This is a genomic window from Bradyrhizobium sp. USDA 4354, assembly GCF_054060315.1.
In genome coordinates this window covers 5,444,141-5,458,338 of record NZ_JBSSDC010000001.1, presented here as the reverse complement: position 1 = coordinate 5,458,338, position 14,198 = coordinate 5,444,141, and the positions used below count along the sequence as shown (strand labels likewise).

At 65.4% G+C, this 14,198-nt stretch carries 13 protein-coding genes and 1 tRNA gene; 1 reads left to right on the top strand and 13 read right to left on the bottom strand.

Going from position 1 to position 14,198, the window contains the following annotated elements:
* Positions 1-45: 45 nt before the first annotated feature.
* Positions 46-342, bottom strand: a complete 297-nt coding sequence (locus ACVIIV_RS25320) for a hypothetical protein (RefSeq protein ID WP_456746567.1) — start codon at positions 340-342, stop codon at positions 46-48.
* 408 nt (positions 343-750) lie between these two features.
* Between ACVIIV_RS25320 and ACVIIV_RS25315 the strand changes: the two genes are divergently transcribed.
* Positions 751-1,359, top strand: a complete 609-nt coding sequence (locus ACVIIV_RS25315) for a sll1863 family stress response protein (RefSeq protein WP_456746566.1) — start codon at positions 751-753, stop codon at positions 1,357-1,359.
* 298 nt (positions 1,360-1,657) lie between these two features.
* Here ACVIIV_RS25315 and ACVIIV_RS25310 read toward each other — a convergent pair whose 3' ends face one another.
* The 12 genes from ACVIIV_RS25310 to ACVIIV_RS25255 all read right to left on the bottom strand — a co-directional run bounded on the left by ACVIIV_RS25310 (position 1,658) and on the right by ACVIIV_RS25255 (position 14,198).
* Positions 1,658-2,296, bottom strand: a complete 639-nt coding sequence (locus ACVIIV_RS25310) for a class I SAM-dependent methyltransferase (protein ID WP_456746565.1) — start codon at positions 2,294-2,296, stop codon at positions 1,658-1,660.
* A 146-nt stretch (positions 2,297-2,442) separates the two neighbouring features.
* Positions 2,443-2,532 (bottom strand) — tRNA-Ser (locus ACVIIV_RS25305).
* Between the two features lie 270 nt (positions 2,533-2,802).
* Complete coding sequence (locus ACVIIV_RS25300; protein ID WP_456748821.1) at positions 2,803-3,126, bottom strand: hypothetical protein; 324 nt, start codon at positions 3,124-3,126, stop codon at positions 2,803-2,805.
* A gap of 272 nt (positions 3,127-3,398) precedes the next feature.
* The gene (locus ACVIIV_RS25295) at positions 3,399-3,716 is read right to left on the bottom strand and encodes a hypothetical protein (RefSeq protein ID WP_456746564.1); all 318 of its coding nucleotides are present in this window, start codon (positions 3,714-3,716) and stop codon (positions 3,399-3,401) included.
* A gap of 398 nt (positions 3,717-4,114) precedes the next feature.
* Positions 4,115-5,965, bottom strand: coding sequence for a dihydroxy-acid dehydratase (gene ilvD, locus ACVIIV_RS25290; RefSeq protein ID WP_456746563.1), 1,851 nt, complete (start codon positions 5,963-5,965; stop codon positions 4,115-4,117).
* A 301-nt stretch (positions 5,966-6,266) separates the two neighbouring features.
* Positions 6,267-7,124: an ABC transporter permease gene (locus ACVIIV_RS25285; protein WP_456746562.1), complete on the bottom strand. Its 858-nt coding sequence runs from the start codon at positions 7,122-7,124 to the stop codon at positions 6,267-6,269.
* Entirely contained in the window at positions 7,121-8,050 is a 930-nt protein-coding gene (locus ACVIIV_RS25280; RefSeq protein WP_456746561.1) for an ABC transporter permease, read from the bottom strand. The genes ACVIIV_RS25285 and ACVIIV_RS25280 overlap by 4 nt, the downstream gene beginning before the upstream one ends.
* Positions 8,050-9,036: an ABC transporter ATP-binding protein gene (locus tag ACVIIV_RS25275; protein WP_456746560.1), complete on the bottom strand. Its 987-nt coding sequence runs from the start codon at positions 9,034-9,036 to the stop codon at positions 8,050-8,052. The genes ACVIIV_RS25280 and ACVIIV_RS25275 overlap by 1 nt, the downstream gene beginning before the upstream one ends.
* Positions 9,033-10,016 carry an ABC transporter ATP-binding protein gene (locus ACVIIV_RS25270; protein ID WP_456746559.1) on the bottom strand — a complete coding sequence of 328 codons (984 nt, stop codon included), beginning with the start codon at positions 10,014-10,016 and terminating at the stop codon, positions 9,033-9,035. The genes ACVIIV_RS25275 and ACVIIV_RS25270 overlap by 4 nt, the downstream gene beginning before the upstream one ends.
* Position 10,017: 1 nt before the next feature.
* Positions 10,018-11,655 carry an ABC transporter substrate-binding protein gene (locus ACVIIV_RS25265; protein ID WP_456746558.1) on the bottom strand — a complete coding sequence of 546 codons (1,638 nt, stop codon included), beginning with the start codon at positions 11,653-11,655 and terminating at the stop codon, positions 10,018-10,020.
* Positions 11,656-11,684: 29 nt separating this feature from the next.
* A complete protein-coding gene (locus ACVIIV_RS25260; RefSeq protein ID WP_456746557.1) occupies positions 11,685-12,500 on the bottom strand; it encodes a sugar phosphate isomerase/epimerase family protein in 816 nt (271 codons plus the stop codon).
* A gap of 441 nt (positions 12,501-12,941) precedes the next feature.
* A complete protein-coding gene (locus ACVIIV_RS25255) occupies positions 12,942-14,198 on the bottom strand; it encodes a DUF1236 domain-containing protein (protein WP_456746556.1) in 1,257 nt (418 codons plus the stop codon).

Genomic DNA, 14,198 nt, shown 5'->3' with positions numbered 1-14,198 from the left:
GGAGTTCCAGGTCTTCAGGGGTGCGGTTCAGTGGTGCGAATGCCGTTACTTGGTACGCACAGTCCTTGCACCGGCGCTCCTCAAGGCATCTGCAATCTTCTCAGGGGCATCGCCGTGAAAATCCACGGAGACCTCGATTACCCCTTCCAGCTTCTGCCGTCCCCCCGGCGCGGGCGCAGCCTTGACATCGGCACCTGCCGGACGCGTCCCCGCCGTGTTGGCGCCGCCGGCGGCTTGAACGAACACATCGCTTCGCGGCACGCCGCATTCCTGCACGACATGCTCAACCGCGAGCTCGGCACCGCGGCGCGTGTCGAATTCTCCGATGATCGTGCTTTCCAAAAGCGCTCTCCATGAGTGGGCGAGAGTGCGAACAACAGGCGAGCCAAGGCCAAGTTCCTGAGGGCTTCGGGAGGTGTTTCTCGATGGTTTGGAGGATCGATTTGGAGCACGCGCAGGCGCTTAGAATCGAATTATCCCGAACAGGAGTAGAAGGGCGACAGTGACCAAGCCGGAGATCAGCAGCGAGCCGAGACATCCCAGCCGGTTCGAGAAGAAGAGGAACATGCGTCCCCCGCTGTGAAGCTTCGTGCTGGGCTAATCTCTCACATTGGAGTGCGTTCCTGACCCGCTTTGGTTCGTCCTTATGGAAGCACGCCGGCGCTTCAAACCACAACGTCATTGAGACAGGTCAATACGAGCAAGCCCGAGCTCTGGAATTCTGACCTCGACAACTCAACGGAGGCGGCCATGTCACAGCAGAGCAGCATGCATTTCTATCTCAACTGGGCCAAGGAGCGGATCGACGAAATGGATGCCGCGTTGGCCTCGTTCGAGGTCAAGGCCGGCCAAGCCAAGGCTGAGTCCAAGGCCAAGACGGACCAGCTCCTGTCCGATCTGACGAAGCGCCGCGACGAGTTTCAGGAGCTGCTCAAGGCCAAGGCGCAGGCGGGTGAAGCCGCCTGGGCGGATGCCAAGGCCGATATGGAAAAGCAATGGAATGGATTCGAAGCCCAGGTGAAGACCTACTTCGAAGGCGCTGGCAAACAGCTCGAGCAACAGCAGGCCACGTTCAGGGATCTTGCGGCTGCACAGGCCAAGGCCTGGCGCGAAGCCGCAGACAAATTCCGCGAAGCCGCGGGCAAGGTGGCCGCAGCCCGCACCGCGGACGTCGATGCCGCGCTCAAACAGATGAAGTCCGATGCCTCCGAAGCAGAAGCACGCCTGCAGAAGCTGAAGCAGGCGGGCAGCGAGTCCTGGTCGGCGATGAGCGCCGCCCTCGCCGAATCCCGCAAGGCGTTCGATCAAGCCAACAAGGCCGCCTGGGACGCGCTGAAGGGGACTGATGCGAAGAGCTGAAGGTCGGCTTCAGTTGCATGCCCGAAGCGACGGGGTGTGGGAGCGCGCGTGGCGACGGCCGCGAGTAGCTCACACCCCTCCTCCTACGGGCCAACGCCACGATCAATGCTCTCGACCAGGACAATAGCCAAGCGGCGCTCTATTGCATTAGCATCTGATCTTTCCGGATGAATTCGAACGCGCGCAGCCAATACGGAGATCATGCTGGCGAGCCGCGGGGGATGAAGATGAGAACTACGTCTACGCTATAGCCCTCCACTAGATGACCTTCCCTGGCGTCCTTCGCCCGCCGTTCACATCACCTCTTGCGAGCCAGGATGAAAGGACGGCCGTCGCTGCCCTTTATTGCGTGACGTTCGGTGGCAAGAATGTCGAAACCTGCGGCACATATGTGCTGACTCAGCTCCGCTGCCCGAAAGACACCTGCATAGGGTGCTTTGCCGATCGCGCGCATCGCGGGCAATAAGGCAAACCCAATAAGCGGGTTCAGATCCCCGACGCAGGGTGTCTTGGAGATGAACAAGCCCTCCGGTGCAAGTAAGGCGTGGATGCGGCGCAGCGTGCCAGGCAGGTCGCGGACTAGATGGAGATAGTTGAATCCGAGAACCGCGTTAAACCGTGCCGTGTCAGATGTAAGCGCTTCTGCCGTTGCGGTGTGGAAGATAAGGCCGGGAATGGGACCAGCGGCGTGTTTCTCATTGGCGATCGCGATCATTCCAGCGGAAATGTCCGTAGCAAGATAGTCTTGAACATCACCTGCGAGCCGGAGCGCCGTTGTTCCTGTCCCGCAGCCCAGTTCTAACACCCGGTCGTCTGGTCGCAGCAGGGCGCGGGTCCGGTCCAGAGTGCGCTCATATCCAGCCTGATCCGCAATCGCACCCATGGCGTACTTCCGTGACGTCCGGTCCCAGAAACGGGCGTCGCTCGCTATGCTCATGATGATTGCTCCCCAGATCGTGACGTTGCCTTACTCGGCAGCTGGAAGGCCGGTGTCCGCTCAAAGTCAAGCCCCGCAGAAGCTCGTGCGGCTATCGGCGGTGATGAGGTAGCTATCTCGCAGAATATCGCGCAATCGGCGGCAAATGGCGGAAGGGGTGGGATTCGAACCCACGGTACCCTTGCGGGCACGCCGGTTTTCAAGACCGGTGCCTTAAACCACTCGGCCACCCTTCCAGTCCCGGGACGGTGTCGCTTAACCCAGTCGCCCGCGCAAGGCAACGCGAAGTTGGGCGCCCTCGCCTCCAGCGTCTCTGTCAGGCAGGCGTCAGCCTGTTCCTCTAATCTAGCCCCTCGGCAACCCCGATGCCGGCGACATCTCCCAGGGCGTCGCTGGTTGCGAGGCCCGGTTGGATTGGTCTCCATGCCCGGGCCTCGTTTTGCGGCTCCCAAAAGCAAACGGCGCCCCGTGAGGAGCGCCGCCCTAAGCGGGCCTCTTCCGTCAGCTCAGTAGCCGCAGGACGCGCAGTTCATCTGCACCGGGGCGTAATAGGAATAGCCCGGCGAGACCATCTCGACACGTTGGCGGGTGGCGTATTGCGGCGGGATGCGCTCGTACTGGACGCTCGGGGGCGCGACCATCACGGTCTGCGGCACCATCAAGGTGCGATACTGCGCCGGCGTGCGGTGCGCGACGACGGCGCCAGGCGAGACCATCACGGTCTCGTCGACGGCGCGGTATTGCGGCGGCACATATTGCTGCTGATAGCAGGTCGTACACGGCGGCGGCGTATAGCAATTGTAGCAGCCTGCGGAAGCTGCGCCCGTCATGGAAATCGCGGCGACGGCGGTGGAGAAAACAACGGCGAGAGTACGAGACATTGCGGTGGTGCCCCAGTTGCCCGAAATGGATTTGCGAAGGTCGCGCGAGTATACGCTGCAAAGCCTTGCGTTGCCGAACTTCGTCAGGGCATCCTTAATGCGAACGGCCGATCGCGAGGGAGCGGTAAGAACTCATTGACCACGCGCATTAACGCGCGCGATGGGCGTCTGCTCCGAAGTCTGCATGACAAGCGAGAGCGTGCCCCCCCGGCTGGTTAGCTTCAACGCCTCGCTGCTCTTTCCAGGAACTCCAGCAGCGAGGGATCGGTCTCCTCGAGCTCGACAAAGCGGCGGCGCAGCTCGTCGGCGATTTCGGCGGTGGCATCCCGCGACCATCCCTCCGCGGTATTGAAGGCCACGATACGTGCGGGATGGAGATATTGCCCTTCGGCGAGATGTCTGAGCAGGGTCGCGCGATTGGCATCCTCCTCGGCAGTCTCACACCAGGCGCGGCCCAGCCGGCGGCCGAAGTCATCGAGCACGAGATAAACGTCGCGGTCGGTCGTAATTTGCGGCACGAGCGTTGGAGAATGACTCATGGCTAACTCCGCTACTGGCAATCCGGGCCGTTGCGGACAGGTCTCGACACGGCGACCGCCTCGGCCGGATTCGGAAAAAATGGATTTCGGCTATTTTTCTCAGGATGGCATGATTAAATCAAAAATAAAATGGAAATTAATAAAAATTAAATAGCGGGATGTGGACAAATGCACTAGGTTGACAGTGCCTGGCGGGCGAGCCCGCACGTCGGGTGCCCACTTCGCAAACGGCTCCCGCTCCCACCCCCAACAGCCCACGCCCCCGGGAAGCGGGGGCCGTTCTTTCCGAATATCCGTTCCGGCTCCGCGTTTCTTGCAACGGCGCATCTACGCGCTCGCGTGGAGCCGCGAGTCGTTTCGAAGACCGTCGATCCAGCCTGTGACGTGCCGATCAGGCGCTATCTCGAGCGCCGCTTCACCTCGCGCACGGCGCCGCGCGCGGCGCTGGTGGTGAGCGCGGCGTAAGCCTGGAGCGCGGTCGAGACGTTGCGCTTGCGGCTCTGTGGCTGCCAGGCGGCATCGCCCTTCGCCTCCTCCGCGGCGCGTCGCTTGGCGAGCTCCTCGTCGGAGACTTCCAGGCTGATGCTGCGGTTCGGGATGTCGATGGCGATGCGGTCGCCATCGCGCACGAGACCGATGGTGCCGCCCTCGGCAGCTTCCGGCGACAGATGGCCGATCGACAGGCCGGAGGAGCCACCCGAGAAACGGCCGTCGGTGACGAGCGCGCAAGCCTTTCCGAGGCCCATCGATTTCAGATAGCTGGTCGGATACAGCATCTCCTGCATGCCGGGGCCGCCGCGCGGGCCTTCGTAGATGATGACCACGATCTCGCCGGCGACGACCTTGCCGCCCAAAATGCCTTCCACAGCCGCATCCTGGCTTTCGAACACGCGCGCGGGGCCGGAGAATTTCAGGATCGAGGTATCGACGCCGGCGGTCTTCACGATGCAGCCGTCCAGCGCGAGATTGCCGTAGAGCACGGCGAGGCCGCCGTCCTTGCTGAAGGCGTGCGCGAGATCGCGCACCACGCCCTTCTCGCGGTCGTCATCGAGCGCGTCGTAGCGGCGCTCCTGGCTGAAGGCGACTTGCGTGGGGATGCCGCCGGGCGAGGCGCGGTAGAAGGTGCGGACCGTCTCGCTCTTGGTGCGCTTGATGTCCCAGCGCTCCAGCGCCTCGTTCATGGTCGACGCGTGCACGGTCGAGACCGAGGTGTCGATCAGCCCGGCCCGGTCGAGCTCGCCGAGAATGCCCATGATGCCGCCGGCGCGGTGCACGTCCTCGACGTGAACGTCGGCGACGGAGGGCGCGACCTTGCAGAGCACGGGCACACGGCGCGACAGCCGGTCGATGTCGCGCATGGTGAACTCGACCTGCCCTTCATGGGCGGCGGCGAGCAGATGCAGCACGGTGTTGGTCGAGCCGCCCATCGCGATGTCGAGCGTCATCGCGTTCTCGAACGCCCTAGAGTTGGCGATGTTGCGCGGCAGCACGGATGCGTCGTCCTGCTCGTAATAGCGGCGGACGAGATCGACGATGGTGTGCCCGGCCTCGACGAACAGGCGCTTGCGGTCGGCATGGGTTGCGACCACCGAGCCGTTGCCGGGCAGCGCGAGGCCAAGCGCCTCGGTGAGGCAATTCATGGAATTGGCGGTGAACATGCCCGAGCAGGAGCCGCAGGTCGGGCACGCCGAGCGCTCGATCACCTTGACGTCGTCGTCGCTGACCTTGGAGTCGGCGGCCGCCACCATGGCGTCGATGAGGTCGACGGCTTTGGTCTTGCCCTCAAGCTTGACCTTGCCGGCCTCCATCGGTCCGCCCGAGATGAACACGGCGGGGATGTTGAGCCGCAGCGCGGCCATCAGCATGCCGGGGGTGATCTTGTCGCAGTTGGAGATGCAGACGAGGCCGTCGGCGCAGTGTGCGTTGGCCATGTATTCGACGCTGTCGGCGATCAGCTCGCGCGACGGCAGGCTGTAGAGCATGCCGTCATGGCCCATGGCGATGCCGTCGTCGACCGCGATGGTGTTGAACTCCTTGGCGACGCCGCCGGCCTGCTCGATTTCGCGCGCCACCAACTGGCCAAGATCCTTGAGATGGACGTGACCGGGCACGAACTGGGTGAAGGAGTTGACGACCGCGATGATCGGCTTGCCGAAATCGGCATCCTTCATGCCTGTCGCGCGCCAGAGGCCGCGGGCACCCGCCATGTTGCGGCCGTGGGTGGTGGTGCGGGAGCGATAGGCTGGCATGGCGGTTTCCGTCCTCGGGTTTGGGGAGCCGGGCGGGAAAATATGGAGCCGCCTCAGGCCTTTCCGGCCGGATAGCGCACGGGCCGGCGAGGTGCAACGGGAACTTGGCGCGGACAGGGCTCCCCTGCTCCCGGCGCGGGCTCCTGCCGCGCCCCGGATGCAGCGCAGCGTTATCCCGGCGATGCGAAGCATCGTCCGGCGCGACGATGCGCTGCAGAGCCGGGGCCCATGTGGCAGCGAGTGCTGTGGCCTCCTGGATCCCGGCTCGCGCTTCGCGCGTCCGGGACACGAGATATGAGCCCTATTGCAGCGTCGGATCGAGCCGGTCGCGCAGCCAGTCGCCGATCACGGAGACGGCCAACGTGGTGACGACGATGGTGGTGGCCGGCGCCAGCATGATCCAGGGCGCCCGGGTCAGGTATTCCCGTCCGTAGCCGACCATGTTGCCGAGGCTGGTCATCGGCGGCTGCACGCCGAGACCCAGGAAGGACAGGCCGGATTCCATCAGGATCACCTCGGGGAAGACCAGCGTGGTCGAGACGATCAGGGTGGAGGCGATGTTGGGCAGGATGTGCCGGAGGTAGATCCGCGATGGCGTCGCCCCTAACTGGCGGACGGCGGCGGCGTAGCCTTGCGCATTGGCGGAAATCGCAAGACCCCGCGCGATCCGGGCGTAGCGCTCCCAGCCGAACAGGCCCATCAGGCCGATCAAGAGCGGCAGCGAGTTGCCGAAGAAGGCGAGCACGGCGAGGGCCATGATCAGGAAGGGCATGCTGGCCTGGAAGTCGGTCAGCATCAGCACGAGTTGCTCCACGGCGCCACGAAAATGCGCGGCAAGGAAGCCGAGCGTGGTGCCGACCACGGCCGAGATCGCGGTGGCGCCGAACGCGATCAGCAGTGAGATGCGGATAGACACGAGAAGCCGCGACAGCACGTCCCGGCCGAGTTCATCAGTGCCGAGCCAGTGCGCGGCATTGCCGGGCGCCGCCAAGCGATTGCGCAGGTCAAGCTGGGTGAAGCCGTAAGGCGCGATCTTCTCCGCGAAAGCCGCGATCAGCAGCATCGCGACGATCCATGTGATCGCGAGCGCGACCGAGACCGGGATCGCCGGCAGGCTGATGCGGCGGCTGGCGCTGTCCTTCAGCGTCGCGTCGGTCATGCGTGCGCTCCTTTGGTGCGCAGGCGCGGATCGAGGAAGCCATAGAGGAAGTCGACGATCAGGTTCGACGTCACCATGGTCATGGCGACCAGCAACAGGATGCATTGCACGACGGCGAGGTCGCGGTTGGCAACGGCGACCACGAGCAGGCGCCCTACTCCCGGCCAGGCGAACACGCTCTCGACCACCACCGCGCCCGCGATCAGCGTTCCCACCATGAAGCCGAGAATGGTGACGGTCGGGATCGCCGCATTCGGCAATGCATGCGACGTCACCACCTTGCGCCAGGGCACGCCCTTGGCCGAGGCGGTGCGGATATAGGGCTGGCCCAGCACCTCCAGCATCGCGCTGCGGGTGAAGCGCGCCAACACCGCAGCTCCGCCAAGGCTCAGCGTTGCGATCGGCAGGATGGCGTGGCGCCAACTGTCCTGCCCGCCCGAGGGCAGCCAGCCAAGCTGCACGGCGAAGACGAGCACCAGCACCAGCGCGAGCACGAAGCTCGGCACCGTGAAACCAGCCACCGCCGTCGTCATCACGGCGCGGTCGATTCCCGAGCCGCGATGCAGCGCGGCGTAAATGCCGGCGGGAATGCCGAGCGCGACCTTGAAGGCGAAGGCTGGCAAGGTCAGCGCCAGCGTCGCCGGAATCCGCTCCAGCACGAGCTCGATCGCGGGCCGGCCGTCGCGCATGGAGCGGCCGAGCTCGCCCTTGGCGATAGCGCCGAAATAGTCGAGATATTGAAACCAAATGGGATCATCGAGGCCCCAGGCCTTGCGAAACGCTGCAAGCACCTCCGGCGGCGCCTCCGGTCCCAGGATCATCAGCGCGGGATCGCCTGACAGCCGCAGCACGACGAAGGCGAAGGTGACGACGAGGACGATCGTCAGCGCCGCGCGTCCAATGCGAATGGCGAAATAGCGTCCCATCAGGCTGCGTCCCGTGTCGCGGCGCCGGTGACGAGATGGCAGGCGACCCGCCTGTCGCCGCCGACGGTTTCGAGCGCCGGCACCTCGCGCGCACAGCGCGCGACGGCGCGCGGACAGCGTGGGTGGAAGGCGCAGCCTTGCGGACGCGCGGCCGGATTCGGCGGATCGCCTGACAGCACGATGCGGCCCGCGCTGCGGCGGCCCGGCGCGGGTGACGCGGAGACCAGCGCTTGGGTGTAGGGGTGCTCGGGCCGCGCGAACAGGTCGTCGGCGCTGCCGATCTCGACGATGCGGCCGAGATACATCACCGCGACGGTCGTGCTGATCTGCCTGACGACGCGCAGATCATGGCTGATGAACAGCAGCGTCAGCGACAATTGCGCCTGGAGATCGGCGAGCAGGTTCACCACCTGCGCCTGGATCGAGACGTCGAGCGCGCTGACCGGCTCGTCGCAGACCAGGAAATCCGGCTTCGTCGCCAGCGCCCGCGCCAGCACGATGCGCTGGCGCTGTCCGCCGGACAGTGCGCCCGGATACCGCGCGCCGTGCGCCGGCGTCAGTTCGACCGCCCGCAGCAACTCGCGCACGCGCTCTTCGCGCATCGAGGGCGTGCCGATGCCGTGAATGTCGAGCGGCTCGCGGATTTGCGCTGCGACCGGCAGCCGCCGGTCCAGCGCGCCCAGCGGATCCTGGAAGATCATCTGCATGCGCGCCCGTTGCGCACGCCAGGCGGCCGTTCCCGGCACGGCCATCGGCTTGCCGTCGAACCGCACCTCGCCGCGGTCGGGCGGCTCGAGGCCGAGCACGATCCGCCCCGTGGTGGACTTGCCCGAGCCGGACTCGCCGACGAGGCCCAGCGTCTCGCCCTTGACGATCGTGAGCGACACGCCGTCGACGGCATGCACGGCGGTGCTGCGACCGAACATGCCGGAGCGCATCGAATAGGCGCGCGAGATCGCGGACACTTCGACGAGCGGCGCGCTCATTCGGCAGCGATTCCGAGCAGCGCGCGGCGCGAGGATTCGGCGCGGATGCAGGCAACGGTACGATCGTTCGCGATCGGCGCCAGACTCGGTGCGGCAAGGCCGCACGGCTCGGCTGCCAGCGCGCATCGCGGCGCGAAGGCGCAGCCGCTTGGCATGTGCGCCGGATCGGGCACGGTGCCGGGAATGGCGGTGAGACGGCGACGCGGTCCGTCGAGCGGCGGCAGCGCACCGATCAACCCTTGCGCATAGGGATGCACGGGATCGGCGAACAGCTGGTTGCTCGGCGCCTCCTCGACGATGCGGCCGGCATACATCACCGCGACGCGGTCGCAGTTCTCGGCGACGACGCCGAGATCGTGGCTGATCAGCACCATCGCCATGCTCAGCTCGCGGCGGACCGTGGAGAGCAGCTCCAGGATCTGGGCCTGGATGGTGGCGTCAAGCGCCGTGGTCGGCTCGTCCGCGATCAGGAGATCGGGATTTCCGGCCAGCGCCATCGCGATCATGATGCGCTGGATCTGGCCGCCGGAGAATTCGTGGGGATAGGCCTCGAGCCGCCGCGCCGCATCGGGGATGCCGACGACATCGAGCAGCCGCCGCGCTTCCGCCTTCACGGCGTTGCCGGAGAGATCGCGGTGCAGCGCCAGTGCTTCGCAGAGCTGCTTGCGGATGGTCAGCACCGGGTTGAGTGCGCTCGCCGGATCCTGGAAGATCATGGCGACCCGCCCGCCCCTGACGCGGTCGAGCTCGGCGGCCGGCGCGCCCAGCAGTTCGCGCCCGTCGAGCCGTACCGAGCCCGAGACTTTCGCATGCCGCGGCAGCAGGCCCAATGCGGCAAGCCACGTCACCGACTTGCCGGAGCCGGACTCGCCGACGAGGCCGACGGCCTCGCCCTTGCCAAGTGCGAGATCGACGCCGCGCAGGACCGGCACGCCGCTGAAGGCGACGCTCAGGCCTTCGATACTGACCAGCTGCGGCACCTCAGACCTCGAAATTGCCGGCGCGGAAATCCATCGCGAAGGCGGGCGCAGCCTTCCACTTGATCGATTTCGGCTTGGCCGTGAAGGTCGCATTCTGGTGCAGCACCGTGTAGGCGGGGTCCTCGCGTTCGGCGATCTCGAGCATGCGGTGGAACGCCTTCCTGCGGGCGGCGCGGTCGGTCGAGGTTTCCAGGAACTCCGAGAGCTTGTTCAGCTCGACATTGGTCCACTCGCCGATCTGCTGCTGCTGGCCGTTCGGACCGTGCTGGGCGACCAGCGAGGACACGGGATCGTTGAACGCGGCCGAGTTCGACCAGTCGCGCACTGCGCGGGCGGGCCCACGCTCCATGATCTGCGACCAGTTCTCCTTGGTCTCGATCTGCACGTTGAGGCCGACCGACTTCCACATCTCGACCAGGATCTGCGCGGTCGCGACCTGGTTGGTGTAGTAGTTGTTGAGCAGGCGATAGGGAATCGGATCGCCCTTGTAATTGGCTTGCTTGAGCAGATCCTGCGCGAGCTTGGGATCATAGGCCGGCACGTTCCAGTCGGCATTGAACATGTCGCCGTAGAATTCCCATTGCAGGCCCTTCGGAACGCGGGTGCGGCCGGCCCACAGACTGTCGACGATCGCCTGCCGGTCGATCGCATGGGTGAAGGCGCGCCGCACCAGCGGGTTGGCGAGCACGGCGTGGTTCTTGTCGAACACGGTCAAGCGGTGATTTTGAATCGTGCCGCCCTGCACTTCGAACGCCGAATTCTTCTCGATGCCGGCAATCTGGTCCGGCGGGATGTCGCAGGCGAACTGGTATTCGCCCGAGAGCAACCCGTTGATGCGGCTTGCGACCTCAGGCACTTCGAGGAAACGGATGCGCTTGAGCGGCGGCCGGCCGCCCCAATATTCGTCGTGGGCTTCGAGCGTCAGCGAGACGTCGGGCTTGAGCTCGACGACCCTGTACGGACCGGTGGTGACGGGCTTGCGGGCCCAATCGAGATAGCTTGCGGATTCTTCCCAGGCGCGGCGGTTCATGATGTCGGAGCCGTAGCGCGACAGCCGGCCTTCGATGGTGACGTCGGGCGTCGCGTTGTAGAAGCGCACCGTGTACTTGTCGACGGCATCGACCCGCGCCAGGTCCGGCCAGATGCGGCGGGCAACCGCGGGCACGTCCGGCGGCAGCTCCTTGCCCGGGCGCGGCGTCGGGATCTTCTCGAAGGCCTTGATGGTGGAGCGGTTCTTGGCCTCGGTCTCGCCGAACATGCGCTCGCGGCTGAAGGTGAAGACGACGTCTTCGGCCGTCAGTTCGTCGCCATTGTGGAACTTGACGCCCTGGCGCAGCTTCACCTCGACGGTCTGATCGTCGATGCGCCGCCATTCGGTGGCAAGGCCGGGCATGGCTTCGAGATTGCCGCGCCAGTTCTTGGAGATCAGGCCTTCCCAGATCGAGGAGAAGAACACGCGCTCGCCGACGTTGGACTGCTCGCGCAGCACGTCGAGCACGTTCGAATTGGTCACCTTCTGCACGGCGATCGTCACCGACGGACGGTTGTCGCCTTGCGCGACCGCAAAGCGCGGCAGCAGCAATGTGCTTGCGGCAGCGCCGCCGGACTTCAGGATGGTGCGACGGGTGAGCTTGCTCATGAGTGTGACCCTGCCCTTTGTGATGTCGGTTATTCGGCGAGCCCGAGCGCGGCGAGGTGGGCTGCGCCGGTGCGGACGTCGTCGTGGTTGCGGAGTTCAAGGATCAGCCGCGGATTTGAAGTCAGCCGGCCAAGGGCGCGGAACACGGCAACCCACGGGATGTTGCCTTCGCCCGGCGCCCAGTGCCGGTCGGCAAAGCCGTCGGTGTCCTGGAGGTGCACATGCGTCAGCATGTCGCCTGCAGTCTCGACGTAATAGTCCACCGGCGGCGCGCCGGTGGAGATGTGGGCGTAGTTGGCGTGGCCGGTGTCGAGCGAGACGCGGACCTTGCTGCTTTCGAGCGCCTTGGCGAGGCGCACCCGGTCGCGCGGATCCTTGTCCTCGATATTCTCGATGACGATTTCACAGCCGATCGTCTCGGCACGTGCGATCACTTCGGCGAGCGTCGCCTTGACGCGCTCGACCAGATTGCCGCGATTGTCGGGATAGAGATCGAGGTTGTTGTGGTCCCAGGTCGTGAACGGCGAATGAATCACCATCTGTGTCGCGCCGAGGAACTCGGCGGCGTCCAGCCCCTGGAGCAGGCGCTTGGTCACCGCCTGGCGGATCATGGGATCATGGCTGTCGATCTTGAAGCCCCAGAACGGGCCGTGGATACCGAGCCGTCCAGTGTGACCAGCGAGCATCTGCTTGATCTCGCCGGCGGTTGCGCGCCAGTCGCTATCGAGCAGATCGGCGCGGAAGAAGTCCTGGATTTCCAGATCGCGCTGCCGTTCCAAGAGCCAGTCGCGATGGGCAGGGATGGACTTGATGGACAATGCGGCGCCCAGCACCGGCTTCGACATGGCATGCTCCTTCGTCGTCAGCGATGACAGGGAGCAGCGCTAGACCAGTTCAATGACAGGCCCGTGAAATGCAGATTGAGAGGTGCCGATGAGATGTGGACATCCCATCGGTCGCGCGCTGCAGATCAGCCATCAGCGACCGATGCAGAACGGACACATGGCAAGCGCTATCGTGTCCGTAGTGATCCGGAATGGAATCCTAGCCGTCCTTCGCGTACATCGCGGGACATCGATCGGCGGCCACTTCCACGGGCATCACCTCTGATCGCGCAACATGGGGTTGGGGGACCACATGGGGCGGGGGATTGAAGGCTGGGGCAAGGTGACGAGGTCCGGACTCCTAGGCACTCCGGACCTCGAAACTTTTCAGATTGAACGCACAACGCGCCGTCCGGCTGGTTCAGCCGGGCGGCGCGTTGACGTTTCTGCGTCGTCTTTCGCTCAGCGTGATTGCGGCTCGATCGTAACCGTGCAATCACCCTGCCCTTGCGTCGCGACGACGATGTCGCCGGCGGCAGCGCCGAGGGCAATCGGCGCGGACGAGCCGCCGCCGGGCATCTGAACCGTCACGCTCAACGAATCCGTGCGCGCTGTCGAGCCCACCGTCGTGGGTTCCGCCTCCGCGACGTTACCGGAGGCATCGCGCCGCATGACACGGCAGTTCACGTTGCTGCCGGCTGCAGCCATGCTCGATGTGGCGGCGCCGCCCATTTGTGCGCGGGCCCGCGATGGATCGCGCGGCACCTGGCTGACGATGCGATGCGTGCGCGGCTCCACGATGACGACATCGTCATCCGTGGCAAAATACTCGTAGTCCCGATATTGCGGCTCGATCGAGATGATCTCGGGCGGCAACCGGTGGAGACGCACGCGCGGAGGAATCGTCTCGCCGACCCGGATGGCGATGTTCAGGTTGCGCTCCGGCTGCGCAAGGCGCGCGCGGCTGACGGTTTCAGACATCCGCACCTGCCTCTCGGTTGTGACCTGAGCCTGCTGATTGACCTGCGTATTGGTCTGCGTCGTCTGATTGGCTTGATTGGTTTGCGTGCCCGTCGCGGCAGGGGCGCTCTGGGCGTTGTTGGTCGGAGCCGTCCGGCTTGTGTCAGTCGCCGTTGCCGGCCGGTTGCCCTGTTGCGCCGGCGGCTGTTGCTCGGCGGCATTGCGCGGCGGCTGGGCCTGGTTGCGCTCGTTCTGGTTGGCCGCAGCTCCGGTGCGCTCGTTCTGCCGGCCGGTCGGGCCGGCCTTGGATTTCTCGGACTCCGCGGTTGATTTCTGCGGCGCAGACTTGTCCTGCTTCGTTTCTGCACTGCTCTTGCCGCTGTCGCGTCCTTGCTTCGCGCTCTCGGCCTCGCGGTTGCGATCGCGCGCAGGCTCGCGAGTCTCTTGTGCCTGATCCCTACCCTTCGGTTGATTGCGCTCGGAAGCCGTGGCCGGCTGACGCTTGTCTTCGTTGGCCTCGCGCTTGGCGGCGCCGCCTTTCTCCTCGCGGCCCGCGCCCTGCAGTCGCTCCTGGGCGCCCTGCGCGCGCTCTTGAACGCGCTCTTGAGCCGGACCACCGCGCTGCGGTGCAGCGCCCTTTGACGGTTCCTCGGTCCGTTTCGGCTCGTCCCTCCGCTCGCCGGGCGCCTGGGCGTAGGCGAAGCCGGACGCGAGCATGAGTCCGATCGCCGCAGTCGATAACATCAAATGTTGACGCAT